We start from the raw sequence: 24,591 nt of genomic DNA on the forward strand, positions 1-24,591 counted from the left end.
TCAAACAACGAATTATAGACATTGATTTTGGTGTTAGAGGCGGCCTTTATTGGCTGACCTTATACATATATTTCGGTACCTCTCCCCAGATGGAGAGCATGCCGGGCACATTGTTTTTTAATCTTAAGGAGGTTTTTATTAATGGGTTTTGTATTGAAAGTAGAAGGCGCAGAAACAATCGAATTGGGAATGGATAATATCCGCACAGTAGTGTATGACACAGATACACCGGATGATTCCAACGCTAGATCCACAGATGTAGGTGCAACACTTCGCATCAGTGGCAAAATTATTACAGCAACAGACGGTGACAATGCGGATGACACGATGAAACTTGCTCTGTGGTCACTCGTTCCAGCTGAAAAAGCAGATTGCTACCGTAAAGTGACCCTTGAAGTGGTTGCGGCGGATCAAGTGGTACGCAAAATTTACATGCCTAACGCGTTCGTTGTGGATTACACAGAACGTTTCGGAGATACCGAAGGCGTAGGTGAATTCAGCCTGTTCATCAAACAGAAAAAAGACAAAACGGAATTCACTAAAATTGAAGGCGGCTTCCCTGTATAAAGGGAGAAGCTGATGTTCCGGGTCAGTTATGGCTGGCCCAGAATAATTCTGTCAAGTTAAGGGGCCTTGGTGCCCCTTAATCTTTATTTACGCCCGAATACGGCAGGGAGGCAGGTACGAATACCATGAATGATTATTATGCCGTGCTTGGTGTGGAACGTGAAGCTTCTCCGGAGCAGATCAAGAAGGCTTATCGTCAATTGGCAAAGAAATTTCACCCGGATGTTAATGGGGGAGATGCGCAGGCAGAAATGCGTTTCAAGCAAGTCCATGAGGCCTACAGTACACTCGGAAATCCCGAGTTAAGGGCTGCATACAATCAACAACCTCGATCTACAGGGAACCCAGGAGGGGCAAATGGAGCAACATCCAGTACTGCACGAGAAAAGAGTGGACAAGCCCAAAATGGACCTATGAATACCGAGAAGGTATGGTCTGATCCATCACGAATGCAGGAACAATTTGAACAATTTTTTGGCTATCGCCCCAAAGGCAAGGACAGCTCAAACAGTGGCAAAGCCGATCCCAACAAAGGAATGGATATGTCCGCCATGTTTGACCGATATTTCGGAGTTCGAAAAAAGTAAGCCGGTGGCCTGTAATGGATCGTGCCGGTTCAGGCGGAGGTTATGGAAGTGAAACGAGGAAGGTCGGTAATGACGATAGGGGTTGACGCATGCGTCGCCATGATTTCGTTAGCCGTGCTGTATTACATATTCATCATTAACCGGGACATGAGTGCCCAGTGGATAACTGGAATTATTGTGGTCCTCTCCGGGGGAGCATACTTGTTTTTTAAATACTTACCTGCCAGCAAGAGGGAAAAGAAGAAGTTGTCTTCACGTGTTGTGAAACTCGTACTGTTGGACGATGACGGTACAAGTGTGAAGGAATGGTACATTCAGGGTGAGACAAGTGTATTGATCGGAAAAAGTTCGAAGAGCAGTGAGGCGGACATTGATTTGTCCGATACTCCATATGCTTCCCTCATCAGTCCGCAACATGCTGTGCTGAACAAAGCCTCGGGCCAATGGTTTATCGAGGATATTGACTCCGCCAGCGGCGTGGGCGTACGTAAGGGAAATCAAAGCAGATCATCCAAATTGGAAATCGAAGAACCCAGCCTGATTGAGGCAGGAGACTTAATTTATATTGCCAATACCCGAATTTTGGTGAAATAACGTTGGCATACCATCATACAAGCTTACGGGGGAATGAAAAGAAATGAGTCTGACAAGATGTGGAAACGGACATATGTTCAGCACGAGACGGCACGGAAACACCTGTCCATATTGTAATCTGGCCGTCGAGTCACCGCCTTCCGGCAATAGTGAAGCAGGGGGAGCAATCCCACGCGCGCCTCGCACGGCAGAGGATGACAGAACGATGCCATACCTGGGAGAAACGACAGGAATTGAACCGGTAACGGGATGGATGGTGTGTATCGAAGGTCCACAGATGGGCCAGGATTATCGGATTATGGCTGAAAAGAACTTTATTGGACGTTCGGAAGAGATGCATGTTCGAATCCTTGGGGATAACACGATTTCAAGGCGCAATCATGCGGTGATTGTATATGATCCCAAAAAACGGAATTTCTATCTGCTGCCCGGCGATGCTTCCGGCCTTGCCTACCATAACAACGAAGCGGTCTATTCTCCGGTGGAACTGGCTGCCTACGACGTCATTCAATTGGGACGCAGTAAATTTATTTTCATCCCATTATGTGGTGTGCATTTTGAATGGGAGCAACAGTGAATACCTTCATGATCTTGTGGAACGACAAGGAGCTAACGCCTTATTGGGTTCTGGCAGCAGGCTGTTTGTCGATCTGGTTGTTGTTATTCGTCCGAAGCCGGATTCCGGTAAGGCAACGTGACGATAGGCCGGTTGGCGTTCAGATCGGGAATGGACAGACCATTGGTGCTCGCAGTGAACAGGATGATTATTTTGCCTGTGCCGTGGAGCCTTATGGTGTGCTTGCGGTACTTGCCGATGGAATTAGCGGATTATCTGGTGGGAAAGTAGCCAGTACCACTGCGGTAGAAACATTTATCCGTGAGTTTGAAGAGTTGGAGCGGTTTCCTGATCCGGAAGAGTTTTGGGATGCTTCTTCCCATGCAGCAAACCAGGCGATTCTTCGTAACTTGCTTGGCGTTCCGGGTGGAACAACGTTGGTATCGGCCATGATCAAGGGCAGAGAGTTATATTGGGGCGCGGTAGGAGACAGTATTTTGGCCGTATTTCGTAAAGGAGAGCTGCTTGCTATCAATCATAAACATACACTGGAAACCCAACTGGAAGAACAGTATATGTCTGGAGAAATATCGGAGCAGGAGGCGTTGGATAATCCGCAGCGCAAAAGGCTGGTCAACTATTTGGGGTACGACCATTTTAAACAAATGGAAATCGCGGACGAGCCGTTTGCACTGCAGCCGGCGGACAAGATTGTGTTATGCAGTGACGGGGTATACAACTCTCTTACTGAGATGGAACTGGAAACTATACTTGCGAAAGACATGTCGCCATTTGATGCAGCTCAGACCATCATTGATTTGATTGAAGAAAAACAGCTCGTGCATCAGGATAATGCCACGATTATCATTTTGGAGCAAGGATGGTAACGGATCAGGCAACGCACAGGGAAGGGAAATGGGGAGACGGATGAGGAAGGAGAACAGTGAATTCAAGACGGCTTTTGTCTCGGAAGCGGGATCTTTCCTGAAAAATCGGGATTTCTACGGCTGCGTTGAGCTGGAAGATTGGGCCTGTTATGTCATTGCAGATGGCCTGGATACAGATACGGAAGTGAATAGCGCACAGATCACAGTGCAGACCATTCTGGAATCCTTTTTGGAAAAGCCAACCATGTCCAAACGCAGACTAACGGAGTATATCAAGATTGCCCATGAATGGTTGCAGTATGAAAGCCGCCGAGTCAGGCTCAAAGCGGGATTTGTCATTGTTGTGACAGATTATACACGTATGGTGTGGGCATCTGCTGGACACAGCCGGTTGTATCATTTTCGTGGAAATCGGCTTGCACTAAAAAGCAAAGATCATAGCGTTGCTGCCCAGTTGGCAGCCGAAGGCCAGATTGCAGAGGATCGTGTGGATCAGCATGATGAACGCGGTAATCTGAATGAATATGCGGGCAAACCTGGCATGATCAGGCCGTATGTATCGGATAAGATCAAGCTAGCCGATGGCGACGTACTTGTGCTATGCACCCCTGGATTGTGGGAGGGGGTTCAGGATGCCGAGATGATCGATGCGGTTGAAGGTGCCAATGACCCACAGACGCTAGCGGATACACTTGAAGAAGTGATGCTTAGCAAGCAGCGTGCACGTATCGAGAATTATAGTGCGGCAGCCATATATGTGAACAAGATTTTTCATGAAGAGCCCAAGAACCGTAAGAAATGGATTAAGCGGATTGCCATCATGCTGGTTATGCTCCTGATTTTTGGTGGAGCCGGCATATTCTACGCGGTGAAAAGTGCAGCCAAAAAAGCTGAATTGGCCGTAGATATGCTGCAATATGAACAGACCGCAGACCAGTACGTCAAGGAACAAGAGTATGCCAAGGCGGTCTCGGACTACAGCCTGGCGCGTAATAATTCCATCAAAATCAAGGACCCGATACATAAAAAGCTGTTGACCGCGAAGATGTCTGCTGCCCAGACGCTGGTTGATGGGGAAGCTCACCTGAAAGAAGGCGACATTACCAAAGCAACCGCGAGTTACACCAAAGCATTGGAATTGTCTGAATCCTATAGCATGTTCAACCGGGAAGTTATTCAGGAGCGACTGGAGCAGATGACCACTTTCCAGCAAGTGCAAGACTGGATCACCGAGGGCGATCTGAAACTCCAGAACGGAGATTACAGTGGAGCAATCATTTTGTATAAACGGGCCAGAACGGCCGCTACGGAGACAGCTTACAAAGATGCGCTGAAGGAGATTGCTACGCAACTGGAGACGGCCGAGACCAAACGTGCAGATATCAAGCGACAATCCCGGCAGCTTCAGGCAGATACGCTGGAACAGAAGGGTGACCGCTTCAATGAAGCCGGAGACTACAGCGGAGCCATGGATGCCTATGCTTCGGCACAGGGAATTTATCAAGAGATCGATATGCTGGAACGTGTGCTGGCCATGGAGCGGAAAATAAACAAACTGGATGAGAAATTAAACCCACCGGTACCGGCGGCTGATCTTACGCAGGATACGGCAGGATCAGACTCACCAAATACATCGGGCATAACCTCGGATATGACCGGGAGTACAGGAAGTGTGAATACAGGCAATACAGTGGGGAATGGTTCTTCCACTGCTAATGGCACCTCGGCTGGAAATGGCAATGCGGATGCTTCCGGCTCAGGTACTTCTCCTGGAAAAACGACAAGTAATGCTGGCAGTAATTCTGCCTCCAAGGCTGACGGAAGCACCGATACCACGGAGGCTGACGTGAACGAACAGGAATCATCGGAAGGAGGAGATTCATGATGAAAGACATGATTCGTGACCGTCTTAATAAGATGGAGGATCTCGAACAACGCCGCATGCTCAAAGATCTCATGACAGGCGTTTTTCTTAATCTTGTGGAGTATCAGGAGACGCTGAACAAACAGATTGAGCAACGGGTTTTTGATGAGGTGTTGCCGCAGGAGGAACGTCATGATGTATATGTCACATTATGTGCGCGGGAAGATCTGGATCCCATTCATGAATTTCTGTACCCGATCATTCCTGAGGATGCTGAATCACAGTCCGTCTATTTGAGTGAGGCTTCAGAGGCACTGGCGCGTCAGGAAGAGATGAAATTATTCACGTTCTACATGGAATGTGGGCAACAGGAACTCCAATCTCTACTGAACAGTAATCGGACATTTCGCGGGGAGATAGTAACCAGTGGAGGCAGGCATGCCATAACGGTTCGGTTGAAATCAAGTGCAGCGTATATCTCCAAAGTTGAAGAATTGTACCGGGTCTTTCGTAAGAACAGTCTGCCATGGAAATCGATCAATGCACCCTATGTGTTCAAATTCGTTGATTGTGTTCTGGTCAGTTCGGACGATGGAGAAGCATGGGACAAACAACATGCTGTCAAGGAACTTTCCATCCATCTCGAAGAGTTTGAGTCTTATAAAAGAACCAATATGATTCCGCTGTGGAACATTCAGAAGCTGGATATGAAAACGGGTGGATTCCCTGTTCCGGCTTCGGACCGAATCAATTATGAACATGTGTTGCCACTCCGCAAAACCGGAACGGAACACGGATATTTGGTGGATGGAGACGAATCGCATATTCGGTATATCAAAAGATCGGAAGAAGATATCACCATCGTATCACCACTGGAAAAATCCGATTCATGGACGGTGCTGAAAATAGCGGGTCCCGTCGCAACCCACATTGGCAGGATGGACTATCCGCTGTTTTCCAATAACAAGCGGGAAGGGTTTGCCGGTAAATATGCTCGCCAGGAAGGACGTTCTGTACGATCCAAAGGAGAGATTTCCCGCATGGTTCACGCTTTTCAGGCAGCAGAGGGGTTGGAACTGGAAGATGTGCAAGTGGTGGCGCCAGGACCCGCTTTGGGCATTACGTATCCACTTAATGCATTTGTTAGCGATCATGTCCGTGTTGAAACAGATAAACATCGAATGATTTTAAGGTTCAGCAGACACGGAAAGCAGCCGGGACAGGCCATTTTTCTGGATGATCTGCTGAGCTTTCTGGTATCCGAAATCCAGCTGGCTTTCCCGGAATACTGCTGCGAAGGGGAATGGGTGTGAGTACAGCATGAATTACATCTGGGATCTGATTATTCGGGCCAAGCGTAATGGAACCGATCTGCGCGACGTAACCTTTGTGCCAGCACGTGTATATTCGCCTTACATGGAACTTAGCCAGACAAACCTGAATGCTTCAGGCGTGGAAGGCACGGTTGAAGTCAATCCGTATTATCGCTTTTTTGATATTTTCCGGGACCTCTTCGATATCAATAATGAAGAGCAGGTGGAGTTGCGGGAAGCACTCTTTGATCTGGTTATTCATTTTCTGGCGGATATGGATTTGATGCAGGGGATGAACAAGAGGGAGTATTATATTCGCTTCATTCTGAAGGATATGCATTCGGGTGTATACGGGGATCGGGTTCGGCGGCGACTGGAGCTGTTCGGACAGGAGGAGCAGGAAGTGATCGCCTGCAATATGCTCCGTTTGTATGATACGGGAGAGGCGGTTCATCTGCTGAGGGATACCCTTGTTCGAATGTTCCCGCGTTCAACCCTATATGCCAATTGTGAGGAAAAGGATGAATTGCTTTTGTATATTGGTCAGGTAGAGCGTACGGAAGCGAAGGAGAAGCTGGAACTGATTCTTGAACTCTTTCTGCCGGTTCGTTTCGACACGGAAATATACTGGGGGCATCATTTTGGCATTCTGGATGTGGATTATACGATGATACAGGACGGGATTGCCCTATATTAAGCAGCACCAGCAGTTGTAAGGAGGAAGTATAGATGAACGGCTATTCATACCGATTGTATCCTGATGCCACGAGCAGGGAACGTTCCAGAGGAACCATGCGTTATACGCGTGAAGAATTGATGGACATGACCACGTTCCAATTACGGAACATTTGCTACAAGGAACGGTTAATCGAGGGATTGGGCCCTCGGACGGAGCGGGAAGAACTGATTCGGATTATTTTAAAATTTCTGGGAGCGGACGATATATTGTGGATCAATCAGTCTGTTGAAGGTGGATTCGAGCGGATACAAAAGGCTATTTCTCGTCATATGACGGCGCCCATGAGCAGTGATGGAGGCATTAGTGTACCTGCGCGACTGATTCTGTACGAAGGATTGAACGTGGACAAGTTGGATCGATATGTGGTTACGGCACCGGGGGGACTAACCGAATCCAACGTACTTTTAGTCAATGAGAGCATGGAGCTGTGCGGCATCTTCAACCTGGTTAAGGACGACTCCGTATCGGGAACCTTTTATTTGACCGCAGGAAGTGGGGCGACCTGGAAGAGATCTAGAAACAGACAGTATAGTCTTCTCTTTTTCCGTAAACGCGACTCGGAGTATTTATATCAGACCTATTATTCCAGTAGACCGCTTCCACCGGTTCATATTCAATATACTCAAATCCCACTGGCAGATCTGGACATCCGGGAGCTTGAACCGACAGAAGCAGTGCTTGCAATTGATTTTGGCACCTCCAATACGACGGCAGGCGCCTATTTGCATAACGGTTATATTCAGGCGCCGAGCAGCCAGGATTTGCTGAATGGACGAGTTCGTATGGATGCCATCAACTACGTTTCTTTTCCCGATCCTACATACAAAGATACGGATTGGATCGAGGTCTTGCCTACGGCTATTGGGGTGGCGGAGTGTTCGGATCCAGCGAACATTCGTTACGAGTTCGGCTATGAAGCGCTGCGAAGTATGCGTCGGGGAGGGTACAGCAGCCGGGCGAGTGTCTTCCGCAGCATGAAGCGCTGGGTAAACAATTACAACAAAATGGAAGAAATCGTCGATGTTCATGGCAATGCGGCTATGGTTTCTCGTATGGAACTGCTGCGTGCGTACATGAATTACATCATCCGAACGGCAGAGCATCAGTTCAAGTGCAAGTTTCGCCATGTGCATTTTACGAGTCCCGTGAAGATGAAAACACAGTTTTTGCAGATGTTCGGCGAGATGCTTCCGGATTATCGGATTGAGCAGACGTATGCGCTGGATGAGGGGATGGCTGTGCTCTATAACACCCTTGCTGACGGAATGGAACGTGGTGCTTTCATGGAAGGGCAGACGTACCATGCGCTCGTGATTGATTGTGGAGGTGGAACGACCGATTTGTCTTCCTGTGCCTTTACGATCGAGGACGGACATATGGCGTACAAGCTCGATATCCATACTACCTACGAAAATGGGGATACGAACTTCGGAGGTCACAACATTACCTATCGTATTATGCAATTCATGAAAATTGTATTCGCCGACTACTATAGCGGACGCCGTCAGGTGACGGATATTGATAGCCTGATTGAGGCACCTGGTGCGGATGTGTTCCGTCAGGTGGACGAAGAGGGTGTGAAGTCCGTTTATCAGAAGCTGGAGCAACGCTATGAGGAGGCAGAACACATCATCCCGACTGCGTTTGCGCGCAGAGAGAACCGTTCACGGGATGAGTATTTGCGGGTAAGAGGAAACTTCTACTTCCTGTGGGAAATCGCAGAAGAGATGAAGCAACAATTTTTCCGCAAAACCGGCATCTTGCGTAACCGATTCCACTCGGAGATGGAGGGCGACGGGGACAGTGATCTGCAGATCACCACCATGGAGCGTTGGTTCCTCTCGGTAGAACGGAATGGGGAGTTGAAGGATGAATATGAGTTCCCCGATGTGGTGTTCAATATCAAGGAAATTACCCAGCTGATTAAGGCCGATATCTATGAGGTGGTTCGCAAGTTTTTGGATGATTTCTATCGGCAGGGACGGATGAACCAGTACTCGATTATCAAGTTGACAGGTCAGTCCTGTCGCATTGATGTATTTCGGGAAGCATTGAAAGAGTTCGTTCCAGGCAGAAGCATTGAGTTTCGGCAAAAACCTGCGGAAGGGCGTGTGCCTGATCTTAAACTTGCCTGCCTTCGAGGGGCGATTCGTTATCTGAGTGCGCGCAAAACGGGAAGCGTTCAAGCCGACATCACGCATGATGCCGCTGTAATTCCGTATACCGTAAGTGCCTACACGCATAATGGACGTGAAAAAATGCTGATCAGCAGTCTGGATCGGAGTGATGGCATTCCGGGTAGCATTTCCCGTCCATTCGAGACGGCAGAAGTGGAGTTATACCTTAGCGGAAGTGATGGCCAGCTGAGACAGAAGTTCGTATATGCCAACCGTCCGGATTTCTATAAAGAGGTGATTTATGAAGACATTCGGGATCGATACGGAGATAAAATTCCGCAGGATGATACGGATTCCATCGTGAATGGAGAGACGAAGTTTTTTGTCTTTCCGGATGATCGTCATTGGGGCTTCCATGTGTTGCCTGTAGCTCGTAGAAATGAACGGCTGTATCTGGGATCGCAGAAGCTGCTTCCGTTTGAAACAGACTTATCGGAACTGGACTTCTTTGACGGAATGAAGTGAGGATTACGAGCAGAAAGGAGGAACACCGCTCATGTTCACATATTCGTATCCGCATTTTAACAAGGGAAGAATTCTGAAAACATCCATGTTGGAGGGACTACGCGATTTCCCCAGAGACTTCATCGAACTGTACTATCGCGGTTATGCAGATGGCATTCTTGCAGGTGCAGAGGTAGAAGTGTTCCCGGACAAGCTGGTTGTTGCTCCTGGGATGGTGCTGCATAAAGGAAGGATTTATATGCTGACAGAACCTATGGAACTGGCATACCAAGCTACGGGCCGGGTCAATGTGCTAAAGCTTCGGTTTACCGCGGAGGAGACCGTGAGTGACATGACGATAAGCCATTCGGAACTGCTCTTGGATGAAGAGACAACGTGCACATCGAGAGAGTTGGAGCTGGCTCGATTCAAGCTGAAGGAAGGGGCGCGGCTGCGGCGGGACTATCAGACCTTTGCCGACTTGGCAACGGAGTTCAATACGCTGCATGTCATTCATGTTCCTTATGCAGCCGAGGGGGCGAGCACCTTATCCCCTGTTGTCATGAAGGATTATGCCGAGAGGTTGCTTCGAAAGGGGACCTCTGATCCCCAGGATCTGGTCTTCGCCATGATGTGTCTCAATGAAGGAACGGTTGCACGTAGCGTCATTTTGCATCACATTGCCAGTCGATTGGGGCTGGAGCACAGAGAATACGATAATGCGCAGATTCATCGATATCTGGATCGCATACTCGCGAATGCAGGTCGGGGAACGGGACGTTCGGGTATGCCGGTGGGTGGACCACATCGTATGATTGTGGATTGATTCAGCACAAGGAAAGGAAGTTGTTTTTCATATGGAATATCTCGATCGCAAAGTAATTCCCATATTATATAACCATCGTGAAAATGAAGAGAATGATCAAAACAGTGAAGTAGAAGAGGCGGTTAAATTAGCACATAAATCCCAGGCTATTGATTCAACAGAGCTGCCTGCGAGGCTCCGTATTGGAAAGGAAAGCGTATTTCTAAAACGAACTGAGCTGTACGATAGTAGGGTAGCCATATCCCTTCCACGTTCATTGCGTTTAATTTCAGAGAAGGAAGCGAGCATGAAGTATCCTTCGTCTCATCGGCCGGAATGGATATATACCAATGATTCAGGGACAGTCAATTTTACGTTTAACAGACTGGAGCATCGAATTTCGGAAGAGGAGCTGACTTCCTTTACCGAAACGATGGCCAATGTCATTCGCGGAACGCAGCCAATCAGACAATGGGAGAAACATGGCGTTCGAATTACTGAAACGGGACAGTTCACGGGCTACTGTCAGTTTTCCGTTCAGGGGTTGAATAATCAGATTTATAACCATATAGGTTTTTCGATTTTAGACCAGTCAGTTCTTGTTTACGGATTTAATTGCACGGATGAAGAAAAGCGCGATTGGCTGGAGCCTGGCGAGACGATTCTAAATTCACTTGCGATCCATTGAAGTTGAAGGGAGATGGGCAACATGAGTTTGACTTATGAGAATCTGATTATTGAACCATATGAACTGGTGCATTTGCAAGAACTGACGATCCGGAAAAAAATGAATGAGCACACTCGGCTCGTGTTTAAGGGCATGGTGTCTGAGGAATGGAAGGATCGCTATGTCGATGTTACGGATCAAAATACCCCAATTGAAGTGTGGCAAAAAGATGAGGATGGCAATAAGAAGCCTCTGTTCAAAGGCATTCCACTATCTGTTGAAGTGCAGGTTGTCAGAGGCGTATATACGCTCCACGTGGAGGCCATTTCACATACATACCGGATGGACATTACAAAACGAACGCGTACATTTCAAAATGTCAAAATGAAGTTACCCGATTTGTTAAAGGAACTGGATCAGGATTATCCGGGGCTGGACGTGATTGATGAGGGAACAGGGGGGGCCAAGATCGGGAAGGTTGCCGTGCAATATCAAGAAACGGATTGGGCATTTCTCAGGAGACTTGCTTCTCGCTTTCACACGAGCTTAATGCCGGCCGCTCAGTTTGACAGCCCCAAATTTTATTTTGGCGTCTTTGAGCACGGAAACTCAATCGATCTGGACAATACACGTTATACAATCCGCAAAAACATGGCACCATTCATGTACTTTACCGAAAACGATACGTTAAAGGTCAACGAATCAGATTTCATTATATATGAAATCGAGACAGATCAGGTGATGGAGCTTGGACATCATATTACCTTCCGAGGCAGAAGCCTATATGTGACTGAGGCATATACCGAGCTTGTGGGAGGAATAGTGAAGCACCAATATGTACTTAGCCTTCATAGAGGACTACGACAAAAGACATATTACAATTCGATAATTGCCGGAAGCTCATTACTTGGTCGCATCCTTTCAGTGCATGGTGGTCATGTAAGAGTTCAGCTGGACTGTGATGAAAAACAGGAGGAAGAGGAAGCGTTGTGGCTGTTGTATCAGTCGCCATACATCGCAGAGGGGCAGACAGGTTGGTATGTCATGCCTGAAGTGGGTGATCCGGTGGCCGTATATTTTCCAACGCAAAACGAAGAAGAGGCCTATGCGACAGGAGCACCCCGTCTGGATAATAAGGTAACTGGAACAAACCAATTAAACAAACCGGATCATAAAATTTTCCGTACGCCTTATGGCAAAGAAATCAGACTGACCCCAGATTCCATCTCCATTAGCAGCAAAGAGGGCGAGGTGTTCATTCGTCTCAGCGGGGACGAGGGCATTCAGATCATCGGAAGCCAGCAGATTCGGATGTCTGCCGGGGGCAATATCTCGCTCAAAGCCGGGAAGAAAATAACGTTGTCTGCCGATTCACAATTGTTGCTGGAAGGCGGGGGAGGGACATTCAAATTGGATGGACAGGCAAAAATGAGTGGATCAGAAGTGAAAGCCAACTAGCATGATACGTGACGTATGGGCAGGAGGGATAATTTCCAATGGATCGCAAGGAATCTATGTTGCATTTTTATACCCATCAGGTAAAACCTGCGCGGGCCAAACTTATGGATGATTTGCAGCATACGTTGCATACAAGGTATACGGAATTGACAGCCGAGTTCCTAAGTCATTTCAGGTTGATGATTCAGGAAGTCAGCGACGCCCAAAAGCGTGGGGCGAAAGGGCCGATCGCTTACATTCAATATTCTATGTTGCGAACAGAACTTCTTGGAGGGGCGATGAATGTCCTGGTCGAAGCATATGATGCTTCATGGTTGCTGGATCGAACACCCATCCGTTCATTCTATTCTTCCCACTGGGCCTATGAGTGTCTTGAACGGATGCTCAATGGATTAAGAGAAGAACTTCCTCACTATCAAGGAACCGTTACAGCGGTAGAACTGGACCGAATCATGTTACAGGAAGCGGCGTTGGTGAATCGATATCTTGTACATTTTATACGCCGTAGCTGTCGCGCGCTGGAGGACTTCGAATGGAACTCTCTTATGGATCTGGAACAGATATTCGAAGTACGTGTAGGAGAATACTTGGATGCTAGTGAGTGCGTATTTCGTCTTGATCGAAGGAATAGGAGCATTGAGGAGATTGGTGAAGCATTGGAAGAAAGTGATGGTCTTGAGGTCGTGTACGCGCACTTTCAGGGACTGGATATGAGCGAAATGGAATGTAGCGATCTGGATTTTCGTTACAGCCGTTTTGATCGTATCGATATGCATTCTACCGATTTTCAACGCTGTATCTTGATAGGGACACGTTGGCGCAATTGTAGTCTGGAGAATACCGATTTCACCGGAAGCATTCTATATGGGGCAGATTTCAGCGGGTGTTCTCTGGAAAGAGCTGTTTTCAGGGAGATCATAGGGGAGGTAGGACATCCGGAAGGACTCGCTCAGGGTCCAGAATACGATGCGCTTAACTTCGAGAATTCAAACCTTTCAGGTGCTGACTTCCGAGGGGCACACCTTCGTGGAGCCATATTCCGTGGAGCTAATCTAACAGATACGTTATGGGAGGGTGCTGATGTGGAGGGTGCGATTTTTGACGATGACGAGAGGAGGCGAGGGTTATCCGATACTTTCGTCTAATGGCCGATCCCAGATGGATACACCGGGTAGAGACTGAGCCTGTTGGTGAACTGCAACGCAGGACCTGGAATCAGGCTTTTCATGATTCGGGCAGTGAGCATACAGCCATTAACCTTTATGTGCGAAGCGGATTCCATGTGGATTATACGGATTATTTGGAACAGCCGGTTCCCTTGGTTTCAGATCAATTGCTTGAAACACTTATTTTGTATTGTCCTCAGCTCAAGCGAAGGGCTACCGTATTAACGGACAAGGAGCGAATGACCCAAGAGACGTATTGGGCCATTCACCCTCCTGCACTGGCAAACGTATTATCTCCTCATACCCGTCGGCGCATGGATGGAAGTCTGGAGCGGATCGTACTGAAGCGAGATTTCCCGGAGTTACCCCTGTTCCAATTAATGGAGCTGCGCGAAACCGTGATCATTGTCAATCTAGCGTTGTCGGAGAGCATTCTGCGGCGAGATGTTGCAGGAGTACAATTCATTCCGTTGGACTTGGAACAAACGAATTAGAAAGGAGAGGTTATGATGGCGCGAAGTCAAGATCATGATCCCCAGATTCATACGGCTGGAGAAGCCTCTAAAAGCTATGTCGTTGCAGGAGCAATACTTAAATGCAATTGTGGGACGCAGCGTACACGATTGAAGATACCATTCAGTCATGGCGTATATATCAAGGGAAAGGCGAAGATGACTGTCGAGGATTATGTTCCAGGTATTCATATTGGATCGTTCGGTAACTGTTCCAATCCAGTTAATCCAGTAGTGGCGGCAAGCACGATGGTTGACATCTATGGGGTTAAGAAAGCGCCTTGCGTTCCCGTGCTGACCATGCCTTGGCTTCATGGAAAGGGAGATACCAAGGTGGAAGGGAAAGCTGCACTGCTCAGTCACTGTACGCACAAGTGTCTGTACGGCGGAGATATCGTCATAGAGAATGACGGACAGCAATTGGACTTTTGACGATGAATGAAATTACGGAGAAGAAACTCGACCAGATCGGCTATGAGCAAATACGTCTATATTGGCCTTATCGTGCACAGTCGTTAGAAGGCGTGCAAATTACCCGCCAAGTGAACGAGCATGCGAAACTCTACGTCAGCGGTATAATTCCGGAAGAGGATGGGCCGGGCATTCTTCAAGTTCAGGCTGAAGGGGAATCTATCGTACTCAGACAAGTCGATGAAAATGGTAGATCAGTGAGGAGACTCTTCCATGGCGTAATGACATCGCTCTCGGTTCATTTGTCGGGAGGGGTCTATCGATTCGAACTTGAAGCCTTGTCCAACTCCTATCAAATGGATATGCGAATTGAGGAACGAGCCTTTCAAAACAGAGGGTGGACGTTCAAGGAACTCATTCAATTCATTATGAATTCTTACCGCTATTCGGATGTCATGGATCAGGTTACCGGAAATACCTCATTGAGCGGACTTGTATTACAATATAAAGAGACCGATTGGATGTTCCTACGCAGGCTTGCCTCGCGATTCGGTACAGTGCTGGTCCCGGAAATCACAGCGGCATCACCCAAACTGTATATCGGTTTGCCCGCAGGCAAGTTGTGGAAATGGCCAGAAGACCAACCTTATCAGGTTCGTAAGGAACTGGCTGGAATCGACTGGCACGGCTCCGGAACGGAAGATCGATATATCATTCAGGGCTCCAAGGGATCGCAAGGCGTATTGCAATATACGGTGGAAAGTGTCGAGACCTATTCGCTCGGAGACAAGGTCGAACTTCCGGATGGTAGAGAGCTGACCGTGGTGTATGCCCATTCGCGACTGGAATCCGGGTTGCTCATGACGACATACCGCATGGTACTCGAAGACCACATTCGTGTACCTAGATGCAACCTATCGGACCTGATTGGGTTATCGCTGTACGGCGAGGTGGTCCGCGTGATTCATGATCACATTCAGATCAAATTACCCATGGATGAGGGCCCGATGACGCCAGGCTCCGCCTGCCCCTATCCGGTCGCGCCAGTTTATGCTGCGGAAGGGCATAGCGGATTATACATGATGCCGGAGATCGGGGATCAGGTGGAATTATATTTTCCAAGTAGTCTTGAATCCGGAGCGTACATTCGTCATTCCATCTCTGAGGGTAAACGTTCCACTAACGGAGGGACAGACCATAAAGTCTGGGGGCATCCTGCCGGGAGCTCTATCGGGATGTCGCCTGAGGAGGTTACACTGCAAGCCGGATCCGGGTTAACGATTACCTTGAATGATCAGGGGATCGTATTGAATAGTCCAGGCAATCTGTCCATTCAAGGTAGCAATATCCTGCTTGCGGCCGGACAGATCGAAGCTACAGCACCAGAAGCGATTTGGCTTCTTGGCGGGGGTGGTAGCTTCATTTTGGACGGGGAGGCCAACGTACGAGCAGGTCTATTGCAACAGGAGGGTAGCAACAAAGCGCCTGTTCATGTGGCGGATCTGCCTCCGGAGCCGGAGCCACCGCTGATGCCGATTGAGGAGTACGAAGCGGCTCAGGCCGCAGCAGCCGCAGAGGCTGCTGGAGTGACGCAGGCATCAACGACGAACCCGAAAGATGGATCGTTGGCTGGAGCTGCATTGGCCATCACTGCTATGATTCCGATCCTGGGAGCTCTAGGGGGGATTGCTGCCCAGACAGCCATCGGCGTAGGCATTGCTGCCGTTGCCACGGGTCTCATCGCGAGCGTGCCGAAGATAGGCTCCTTCAAGCCTTCGGCTCTGAATTTGCTGGACCGATTTACGAATGGTTTTGCTGAGCTGCAACAGCAGGAGAACGAAGCAAAATGGACGATGTTGGGTAAAATGCTGACGGCCGCCAAAGAGTTGACTACATCGACTTCGGTGACCGATTTCTTTAAGAAGTTGGAACAACAGAACAAGGAGATTAGCCTTGCTTATGAGCAGATTCCGAGTTACTTCCGTGAGAAGTGGGCGCATGAAAAAGCCCAACGTGACCTGCAGAAGTCGCTGGAATTTTTCAAGAGTGTGGAGAAAGACGATGTTCAACATCAAACCTTCTTTTCGCCCTATTACCAAGAAATTTCATGGGCATTAGACAGGGCTGGCATATATCATAATATTACCGTCGAGGAAGTAAAAGATTACGATTTTTGGTTGCGTCAGGACCTGACATTGGAACAGATGAAATATCTGACACAGTTGATTTACAATCCGATTAGCGATGAGAAATTCGTAGAGATGATCTACGATTATGAAATGCATCGCGATTTAATAGAGAACGGAACGATGATTGGTGGTAATCTAAGGGTAAGGACGCCAGACATTGAAGGAAAGGTCATGCAAGTTGTTGGTAACGGATTAAAAACAGCAGCGACATTTGCAAAGAAGAAATGGACAGACGGTCAGAAAATGAGGATCGTTTCTGGTGGAGGAAGCGATTGGAGCGGGGATAAGTCGAAAAAAACGGGACAAGCAAGTTCTGGTGGTAAAACAGAAGCTGAAACTGAAACGAGTCCTAACTCTGGGAACCCTCCCAAGACTGCAGCTGAATCTTCGAAGCAGACTGTAAAAACCGGTTCATCTGGAAATAACAAGCCAGCAAACTCAAAACCAAGTTCTTCAAGTACAGGGACTAAACAAAATGGTTCAAGTACGAAACTCAAAGATGCAAGAACAAAGCCAGAAAGTTCGAATTCAGTTAACAATAAAACACCGAATGAAGTGAACACTTGGAAACCGTCTACAACCACGAAGAAGGACGAGGGCAGCCCTAGCGAACAAACGAAGAAACCAAATGATACAAAAGAACCAAATACTAATGACAATCTGAAAAAGAAAAAAGGAAAGAGTCAAAAGCAAATCCAACAAGAACTTGACGATCTGGATCAGAAAATTAAAATTAAGGAAAAAGTAGGGGCCAGTGAAGAAGAAATTAAGAAGTTAAAACGAGAACGAAGTAAGCTGGCCAATCAACTAGATACTCCAGATGATATAAGTAGTAAATTTGATTTATCCGGTGTAGAAGGGTATGAGCGAAAAATCGATAATAAAAAATATTATGATCATGATAAGGGTGACTTTGGCGAGGAAGTTGCGAAAAAAATCGCAATAAACAACAATCTGGGTAAGGATATTTCCGATCAATTTCAAGTTGGTAGGAACGGAATAGATGGAGCCTTTTTGTCCAAAGGTCCGCCTCCTAAATTAACCATGATTGAGGCTAAGACTTCCGAGTGGGGAAATTTCAACTATTCAACAGAGCAAAAACTCGGTGGTCCAAAATATTTTGAAGTGATGTCAAGCCGTAAAAATAAAAGTTTTTCTGTTTTTCAAGAGAAACTTCAAAAGCTAATTGACGATTATCCTGGATTGAAATTTGATTATATTAGGGTTGAAGTGGATATTTCTAAAACATCCGTAGGTTTTGGGGTAGATGTCGTCAAAGTAAAAGATTGGAGTAAGGAAATAAATTGAAAATTAGGGGGACTATAAATGAATGTGAAAAAAATGAAAATGGCATACAAGCGCTATGTCAAAAACTTTGATGACGGTTTGAATGATGTTCAAGCTAAATATGATGAAGCTAAACTTGAGATTGTTTCTTTGGTAGAAAGTAATGCAGTAGATCAAGATCACAAATTGTTGAATAGAATGTACAAAATATCTTCTTATTGGTTGGAAGTATGGAAAAATGAAGTGTTAATTAAAGAAGGGGTAAATCCTATGGGGTTGAAACACATACAGCAAGTAACTTTTTATCAATGTATGTGCAGGCACATTTATAAAGATCGTTATCCTGAGATGAAAGTAATTGATTATTCTTTTCAAAATAGCATCGTATCATTAGTTCACTTCAATTTATTTGGATGGGCGAAGGAGGAACAGATATTTTTTGATTTTATAGTCAAATATATTGGAGATAATTTAATGGAAGCCAATGATTGGAATCAACATATCTGGTTTTTACTAGAGTTATATCTCCAACATACCAAGCAAGAAATTGAAGGAACTAATAAATATGTTCACTTGGCTGTGAAATCCGCATTAACAGATCGGGAACAGCCATGTGGCTTGATTCCAGAAGAACTTGGAATCTACAGAGAAGTATTGGAACAATGGAATACGCCTGAATTGGATGAAATTACACGTTTAATTGGAAGAATGTCCGAACATCATTCCATGCTTGCATCGGAGTTAGGGAAATCGCTTGAATTTGGTAATTATGATTACGCTTTCTATCCTTATGAAATTTTGTATTTGCTTCATGTGAGAAAAAAACAAGGTCTGCCCAATCCAAGTCATTTTGATGATTTCCTGATGAACTCACCGGAGGCTAAAATGAATATTCAAGATCCTGAACCGTATCCAGAGTGGGACCCCGTTCTACGAATGATTGATGATTTTTATCGGAAAAACTATCCTGAGTATATCCCGAACCACCATGGAGTTCTGTTTGAGTAGGAGAGGAGGAAGATTGCATGGCAGATGAAGATTTGGTGCCGTTAATATTTGATAATACAGAGGATATCGACATGATTTTGAATGATCCGGATGAATCACTGGCGTATTATAGTATGCTGAATCATGGCTTAGCGACCAAACGGTTTTTATTTCTGGACTACAAAGGAGAAGTGGATCAGGAAATCGTCAATTACATTTTAGACTATGAGTATGCCTATGATATCGAATTGGGAACTGCAGATCAGCTAGAAGAGTTAGGAGAGTTTGACTACAAATATCTCCCTGAGAAAATAAGGGAAGTGAACAAGTTAATTTCTCGAAAAGGATATGGTTTATTCTCCTATCCGACAGCAGGAGACTTCTATGCATTGTTCATCGCTGAACTTAAGCATGAGGGTGCGCTAACTCAAGTGGATTTATTAGAAGATGAAGATATTCCTGAAAAAGAGCGTCATATCCAGTTGTATATTTAGTTCAAAGATAAAACAAATAAGCTCCAGTTATTTGTCTGGAGCTTATTTGTTTTGAGGTTTTTTAGAAAGGGTTAATCTTGCGTTTTAAAAGTCAAAACTTTGATCAACCATATGATACATAAAGTCATTAAGAATTATATGAAAAATGACAAAAAAATTGGATGAACAGCTAGGAGTCCGGGTTTCTCATGACTACATATCGTATGATGTGAAAGATAAAATGATGCAATGCAAAAGAGGCCTGGATACGGAATTTAATTTTAAGGGCAAGGCTGAAATGGCAATATGGAGAACAAAAAAACAAGTATACTTAGTATGAACTTAATGATGGGAAAACCATACAATTGGTTCCGAGTAGTGTTAATTCTAATTTTGGACACCTTGGTGGTGTAAGTGAAGTTAAATAAGAAAGGACGATACTCTAAAAATGAAAAAAGATGAGTTGTTTGGAAAAATTGTTTATGAAGATTTATGGATAGGGACGACAGAGATAACTATATTTGGAGAAAAACGAAAAATACTTTTGAATATTTATGGCGAAGAGAATGAAGAAATTACTCCGAACCAACGGGATGCTTTTTCGCAATTCAAAGCGAATATGCCTAGCATAGTAAAGGAAAGCGAAGATAAGATTTTAGAGTATTATTTAGAGAACTTTGAAGATTATCGAGCAATGCAAAGTGATAGTGAAGAAGTTGAAAAAATTGCTCCAAAGATTTCATCAATAGACGAGTTAGGGAGACTTGTTACGCCTACAGGTTTGCTAATAAGATATGATTTCGAGGATGGTATTAGAAGAGTAGGGATATTATGTGATTGCACTTGGGAACAAGAACACGGATTGGGTATTGGTGTTGAAAATGAAGAAGTAATAGAAGTGGGTCTTCAAGATATTGTACTTTAACAGGGGCTGTCAAAGACTTAGTGTAAACTTGGTTTATAACCCCAGCAACAAGATCGTATAATGCCACAATGCGAGTTAGCCGCCCGTGTTGTGGTCTTTTTCATTCTCTGATATAGATGGCGGCGATTAATGAAGTAACCCCCACCCAGTACCAAATGAAGCCATCATTTAACTAATCCCATACTTAACCTATGTAGTACCTGTATAGAGATTTCTTCATTTTGTTTGTACGCACATCAACGCTTAAATTTTATCCCCTACTTAACTTAATAGCATCAAGTTGAACGGGTCGATTATGTTCAGATACCACCATAATGGATCTGTTTTTTGTTATGTTCGCTTTCTCACCCATTTTGGAGGGGAGGCCATGGTACGAGCTGGCCTATTGCAACAGGAGGGCAGCAACAAAGCGCCTGTTCATGTAGCGAATCTGCCACCAGAGCTAGAGCCACTGTTCATGGCGATTGAGGAGTACGAAGCGGTTTTCCCGACGGTTAAAGTGAAGAAATTAAAAGGTTTGAAATCTCCGATATGAAGTGTAGTATTGTAGAAGATATATTACCAAGGAACTTTTGAAGGCAACAGAGGTTGTACAATTCAAGTGACTGAACGCTAGATTACCAAATAAAGTACAACCAGAAGAACAATTTGTCACCATAATGAGGAAAGCGGATTGATGCAACTTGTACCTTTTGGTATTCATAATATTGCAAAAGCATAATGGAGGAAGAACAAAGGGACATTGAGCAGACGCCCCAAGACATTAATTTGAGAGGTGAAATATGTTAAAAATAAAAAATAACAGTATAATTTATCCGCTTCCAGGTAGTAATTTAATTAAGCGTGTAGAAGAGAATTTTGAAATCGAGTTTCCTAAAGATTTTATAGATTTTATATCGGAAAGCAATGGATTTATTCCAATAACTCGATTTTTTGAATTTAAATCGAATAGATATGTGGTTGATCGTTTTCTTTGTTTATTGGACAAGCCAAGCGAGCATGATAAAGGTATGTATGATATCAAGGTTGTTTCAGTCAATTGGATGAAAGGATACTCTTTGATGGAGATATGACAGGTGCTGAATTAGTACCAATTGCAGCTCTATTTGCAGGAGAATTTGTTTGTCTAGACTATACTGAAAGTAAAATCGATCCAGTTGTTTGTATATGGTATAATGAGGAATCAGATGAGTATGACCCAGTTACAGAAAAAATTGCAGATAATGTTAATCGTTTTCTTGATATGCTAGAAGAATAGGTTCTTCCTATAATGCAATCATATGAGAAAAATTAAAAGGCTTACTCCTACTCGAACAATGAGTCAGGAGTGAGTTTTTTATAGTTTGATGAAATGGCTATAGTTGTTACATCTGTTACCTAAAGGTGTGCTTGTTTGAGCTGGGAGTTCACCCCTATACAGGAGAGCCTGTTTCAGATTCCTATGCCAAAATGATGACGACAACACTCAAATGGAATCGAGTTATTTTGAGTTTCCAAATGGTAGAAAGAGCATCATATCCAGTTTTATACTAATGGTGTGTACGAAAGGAAGTTGTTGTTAGGGGATTCTGATCTTCCTGGTTAAAGTCCATGTGGTGGGGCATGTGTTAAAAGATGAGAATGGGAAGTGAAGCATATGAGAATGGATGTTAATACGATTGTCGTTCCATTACCAGGCGATGATTTATTAGATGCAGTTGAGCGAAGTTTCAGAGTTTCATTCCCTGAATCTTATAGGCACTTTATTAAGGAACATAACGGAGCTGTACCAATCACAAATATGTTTAGTATGAATCAGCAAGAATACATAATAGAAAAATTTCTATGTATATTGGATGACAGTGAGTCTGATCCTATTAATGGATGGTATGATATTGAAGTTACTATTACGCAAATAGGTGATAGATTAACTGATAATGAAGATTTAGTGGGAATGAATGTAGTTCCTATTGCAGCGCTTTTTTCAGGAGATTTTATTTGTTTGGATTTTAGAGAAACAGAAGAGCCTACTGTAGTTATTTGGTTTCATGAAGAGTCAGAGGAGTTTTCTCCTGTGACACAAAAAGTCGCGACCAATATATTAGAATTTTTTGAATTGCTGAGTAAATAAAGTTCTCCTAGTTCATGTTAACGAATGCCCCAGTTGTCAGTATCTTGTAGAGAAATTAGGGGTGCGTTTTGAACGTGAATTCTAAAACTTAAAGAAGATCTGTGGAAATATTTGAGTTGAGCGATGTGAGTGGAGAATTAACAGAAGATAGAAGAGAGATCTGTCTAATGAGAGATGACAAAAATCAGTAAGGAAGTGACCTGATGGAATTTGAATATCATGTAACCATGCGTGATCTGAAGCAGAACGAGAAAGAGACCTTTATCAACATCTGTAATCAAGAGAACGTGAAGCCCGTGTTGATCGTCTTGGACAAAGGTGAATATATTAATCAGCCAATGATTACAGGCATTGTACATAGCACGAATTACGAAGAAGTGAAGAATGTTATTGAAGAAGTTGGGGCGAAGTTTCGGGATAACGGATTCACAGTTGTTCGGACGAAGGTGGAAATTCCGGCTAAGGAAGAAACGTATTTTGATCAGCCGATGCTGGCACAGTCCAAGCCTTATTTCGAATGGCACGGAAAGGTATGTGTGGATGATGTGGCCGTATTTAAGCAACTGTGCGCGGATTCGGGCGGACATATCTCACGGAACTCACTTAATGCAGATGGCAAAGTGAGATTCGTAACGGTCCGTGAATATGAGAGTGCAGAACATTTTTATCGTAAAGTGGGAGAGATCCATGCCATTTTGCATACGAACAAGATCGAACTGTTAAAACAGCAATATGAACTGTGCATCTATGACAGCCGGGAAGAACTGGATCGTGGATGGATCTAATTGGATGTTGAGTACGATGAATGGAGGAGGAGAACGAGTGTCAGAAAAAAACATAAAAATGCACCTCCTAAATGAGGATGAGAGATTCATTGTTGTGTTAGAAGCTCTATTAAAACGCGCTTCTCTAGTGAATAGTCCATTTGTATTAAAAGGAAGCTTATTAACAAGACAGTATTTGGAGAATCCCAATATTCGTTATGTGGATGACATCGACTTTCTGTATACAGGTCGAATTGAGACTGAGGATCAGGCCAATGCAGTATTTACAGACTGGATGATCCGGGTAACGGAGATGGACCTGAATGACGGTATCATATTCCGAAGCTTTCGGGAGAATGCCTTCTGGAGAAGAATAGACTACGCGATGGCGGATGATTTTCCTACGGTGAACACGGAGCTTGCCTTTTATATTGATAGTGAACCAAGGAATGAAAATGAGTATGAGGATGAACTGCATCTTGATATATCTTTTAACCTCGACTTGGATGAGAAGCCTGTTACTCTATCCTACCAACCCATGGTTGGTGAAGCTTTTGTCGTTCCTTACACTGTACCACTCTCCATCCAAATTGCATGGAAGCTGCATCAAACGATAGTGAGGCCCAGGTTTAAAGACTTGTATGATTTGCAACATCTGTTGTCTAACCCGTTATACGATCAGCAGGCGCTCAAGGAGACAATGCAGACCCTGGCCAACGAGTGCAGCATGGACCCAGCTATTACGAGAGAGGATATGAAAAAGATACTGGTTGACGATCTGCATGATGTATTTTCGAGGTTAAATTACGATTATGACTTGCAGTATTATGCCGGAAGCCGTAGTCCTGAAGTGTATTTTATGGAATTTGTATCGGAGCTGCGCCAAACGATGAATTACGTTGGTATTAACAGTGACGCATATGAACATTTACCAAGTTGCCCCACGCATACATAAAGATCTTCGTGCACTGAAGAAGCAGACCTATATAGATTGAACTGAAAATCTTTACGCCCGAACCAGTAGCCGATCAATTAATTCAAAAGGACTCTGATTGACCCGTTTCATGAAAGCTGCAACATGAGTACGGATGACGTAATACTTATGAAAA

26 protein-coding genes and 1 pseudogene are annotated in these 24,591 nt (G+C 45.0%); all 27 read left to right on the top strand.

Annotated features, from left to right (window positions below; translation table 11 throughout):
- Nucleotides 1-141 precede the first annotated feature (141 nt).
- The 27 genes and pseudogenes from PAEAM_RS18595 (at nucleotide 142) to PAEAM_RS18710 (ending at nucleotide 24,437) form a co-directional block, all read left to right on the top strand.
- Nucleotides 142-567, top strand: coding sequence for a hypothetical protein (locus tag PAEAM_RS18595; protein ID WP_056695746.1), 426 nt, complete (start codon nucleotides 142-144; stop codon nucleotides 565-567).
- 125 nt (nucleotides 568-692) lie between these two features.
- A complete protein-coding gene (locus PAEAM_RS18600) occupies nucleotides 693-1,154 on the top strand; it encodes a J domain-containing protein (RefSeq protein ID WP_100528544.1) in 462 nt (153 codons plus the stop codon).
- A gap of 42 nt (nucleotides 1,155-1,196) precedes the next feature.
- Complete coding sequence (locus PAEAM_RS18605) at nucleotides 1,197-1,748, top strand: FHA domain-containing protein (RefSeq protein WP_100528560.1); 552 nt, start codon at nucleotides 1,197-1,199, stop codon at nucleotides 1,746-1,748.
- 43 nt (nucleotides 1,749-1,791) lie between these two features.
- Nucleotides 1,792-2,325: an FHA domain-containing protein gene (locus PAEAM_RS18610; protein ID WP_091013796.1), complete on the top strand. Its 534-nt coding sequence runs from the start codon at nucleotides 1,792-1,794 to the stop codon at nucleotides 2,323-2,325.
- Nucleotides 2,310-3,191: a PP2C family protein-serine/threonine phosphatase gene (locus PAEAM_RS18615; protein ID WP_228469530.1), complete on the top strand. Its 882-nt coding sequence runs from the start codon at nucleotides 2,310-2,312 to the stop codon at nucleotides 3,189-3,191. Before PAEAM_RS18610 ends, PAEAM_RS18615 begins: the two co-directional genes overlap by 16 nt.
- A gap of 40 nt (nucleotides 3,192-3,231) precedes the next feature.
- On the top strand, nucleotides 3,232-5,076 hold the full coding sequence (locus tag PAEAM_RS18620; protein ID WP_100528545.1) for a SpoIIE family protein phosphatase: 1,845 nt from the start codon (nucleotides 3,232-3,234) through the stop codon (nucleotides 5,074-5,076).
- Nucleotides 5,076-6,368, top strand: coding sequence for a normocyte-binding protein (locus PAEAM_RS18625; protein ID WP_100528562.1), 1,293 nt, complete (start codon nucleotides 5,076-5,078; stop codon nucleotides 6,366-6,368). The genes PAEAM_RS18620 and PAEAM_RS18625 overlap by 1 nt, the downstream gene beginning before the upstream one ends.
- Before the next feature lie 7 nt (nucleotides 6,369-6,375).
- Nucleotides 6,376-7,065, top strand: coding sequence for an iron-dependent peroxidase (locus tag PAEAM_RS18630; protein WP_100528546.1), 690 nt, complete (start codon nucleotides 6,376-6,378; stop codon nucleotides 7,063-7,065).
- A 32-nt stretch (nucleotides 7,066-7,097) separates the two neighbouring features.
- The gene (locus PAEAM_RS18635) at nucleotides 7,098-9,749 is read left to right on the top strand and encodes a molecular chaperone (protein ID WP_100528547.1); all 2,652 of its coding nucleotides are present in this window, start codon (nucleotides 7,098-7,100) and stop codon (nucleotides 9,747-9,749) included.
- Between the two features lie 31 nt (nucleotides 9,750-9,780).
- On the top strand, nucleotides 9,781-10,554 hold the full coding sequence (locus PAEAM_RS18640) for a DNA and RNA helicase (protein WP_100528548.1): 774 nt from the start codon (nucleotides 9,781-9,783) through the stop codon (nucleotides 10,552-10,554).
- 31 nt (nucleotides 10,555-10,585) lie between these two features.
- Nucleotides 10,586-11,221 (top strand): hypothetical protein, encoded by a 636-nt coding sequence (locus PAEAM_RS18645; protein WP_133120460.1) that lies wholly within the window; start codon nucleotides 10,586-10,588, stop codon nucleotides 11,219-11,221.
- A gap of 21 nt (nucleotides 11,222-11,242) precedes the next feature.
- A complete protein-coding gene (locus PAEAM_RS18650) occupies nucleotides 11,243-12,658 on the top strand; it encodes a phage baseplate assembly protein V (protein WP_100528550.1) in 1,416 nt (471 codons plus the stop codon).
- A 38-nt stretch (nucleotides 12,659-12,696) separates the two neighbouring features.
- Nucleotides 12,697-13,803, top strand: a complete 1,107-nt coding sequence (locus tag PAEAM_RS18655; protein WP_100528551.1) for a pentapeptide repeat-containing protein — start codon at nucleotides 12,697-12,699, stop codon at nucleotides 13,801-13,803.
- Nucleotides 13,803-14,318 carry a hypothetical protein gene (locus PAEAM_RS18660; protein WP_100528552.1) on the top strand — a complete coding sequence of 172 codons (516 nt, stop codon included), beginning with the start codon at nucleotides 13,803-13,805 and terminating at the stop codon, nucleotides 14,316-14,318. Before PAEAM_RS18655 ends, PAEAM_RS18660 begins: the two co-directional genes overlap by 1 nt.
- A 15-nt stretch (nucleotides 14,319-14,333) precedes the next feature.
- On the top strand, nucleotides 14,334-14,768 hold the full coding sequence (locus PAEAM_RS18665; protein ID WP_100528553.1) for a DUF4280 domain-containing protein: 435 nt from the start codon (nucleotides 14,334-14,336) through the stop codon (nucleotides 14,766-14,768).
- Between the two features lie 2 nt (nucleotides 14,769-14,770).
- Nucleotides 14,771-18,244 (top strand): hypothetical protein, encoded by a 3,474-nt coding sequence (locus PAEAM_RS31610; RefSeq protein WP_133120461.1) that lies wholly within the window; start codon nucleotides 14,771-14,773, stop codon nucleotides 18,242-18,244.
- Nucleotides 18,245-18,262: 18 nt separating this feature from the next.
- Nucleotides 18,263-19,231, top strand: coding sequence for a hypothetical protein (locus PAEAM_RS18675; protein ID WP_100528554.1), 969 nt, complete (start codon nucleotides 18,263-18,265; stop codon nucleotides 19,229-19,231).
- Nucleotides 19,232-19,248: 17 nt separating this feature from the next.
- Complete coding sequence (locus tag PAEAM_RS18680) at nucleotides 19,249-19,704, top strand: DUF6630 family protein (RefSeq protein ID WP_100528555.1); 456 nt, start codon at nucleotides 19,249-19,251, stop codon at nucleotides 19,702-19,704.
- A gap of 314 nt (nucleotides 19,705-20,018) precedes the next feature.
- Nucleotides 20,019-20,111: pseudogene (locus PAEAM_RS18685) on the top strand (HNH endonuclease family protein); the annotation flags it as partial.
- A gap of 20 nt (nucleotides 20,112-20,131) precedes the next feature.
- Nucleotides 20,132-20,608: a DUF6985 domain-containing protein gene (locus tag PAEAM_RS18690; RefSeq protein ID WP_100528556.1), complete on the top strand. Its 477-nt coding sequence runs from the start codon at nucleotides 20,132-20,134 to the stop codon at nucleotides 20,606-20,608.
- Between the two features lie 367 nt (nucleotides 20,609-20,975).
- Nucleotides 20,976-21,143, top strand: a complete 168-nt coding sequence (locus tag PAEAM_RS31850) for a hypothetical protein (protein ID WP_165789964.1) — start codon at nucleotides 20,976-20,978, stop codon at nucleotides 21,141-21,143.
- Between the two features lie 111 nt (nucleotides 21,144-21,254).
- Nucleotides 21,255-21,329 carry an HNH endonuclease gene (locus tag PAEAM_RS32745; protein ID WP_354437613.1) on the top strand — a complete coding sequence of 25 codons (75 nt, stop codon included), beginning with the start codon at nucleotides 21,255-21,257 and terminating at the stop codon, nucleotides 21,327-21,329.
- Nucleotides 21,330-21,390: 61 nt separating this feature from the next.
- Nucleotides 21,391-21,681, top strand: coding sequence for an SMI1/KNR4 family protein (locus tag PAEAM_RS32525; protein WP_279303095.1), 291 nt, complete (start codon nucleotides 21,391-21,393; stop codon nucleotides 21,679-21,681).
- Nucleotides 21,678-21,866, top strand: a complete 189-nt coding sequence (locus PAEAM_RS32530; RefSeq protein WP_279303096.1) for an SMI1/KNR4 family protein — start codon at nucleotides 21,678-21,680, stop codon at nucleotides 21,864-21,866. Before PAEAM_RS32525 ends, PAEAM_RS32530 begins: the two co-directional genes overlap by 4 nt.
- Before the next feature lie 378 nt (nucleotides 21,867-22,244).
- Nucleotides 22,245-22,718: an SMI1/KNR4 family protein gene (locus PAEAM_RS18700; RefSeq protein ID WP_100528557.1), complete on the top strand. Its 474-nt coding sequence runs from the start codon at nucleotides 22,245-22,247 to the stop codon at nucleotides 22,716-22,718.
- Between the two features lie 203 nt (nucleotides 22,719-22,921).
- The gene (locus PAEAM_RS18705) at nucleotides 22,922-23,503 is read left to right on the top strand and encodes a hypothetical protein (RefSeq protein WP_100528558.1); all 582 of its coding nucleotides are present in this window, start codon (nucleotides 22,922-22,924) and stop codon (nucleotides 23,501-23,503) included.
- A 37-nt stretch (nucleotides 23,504-23,540) separates the two neighbouring features.
- On the top strand, nucleotides 23,541-24,437 hold the full coding sequence (locus tag PAEAM_RS18710) for a nucleotidyl transferase AbiEii/AbiGii toxin family protein (RefSeq protein WP_243391402.1): 897 nt from the start codon (nucleotides 23,541-23,543) through the stop codon (nucleotides 24,435-24,437).
- Nucleotides 24,438-24,591: the final 154 nt, after the last annotated feature.

The organism is Paenibacillus sp. GM1FR, assembly GCF_002803315.1.
Lineage (GTDB): Bacteria > Bacillota > Bacilli > Paenibacillales > Paenibacillaceae > Paenibacillus > Paenibacillus amylolyticus.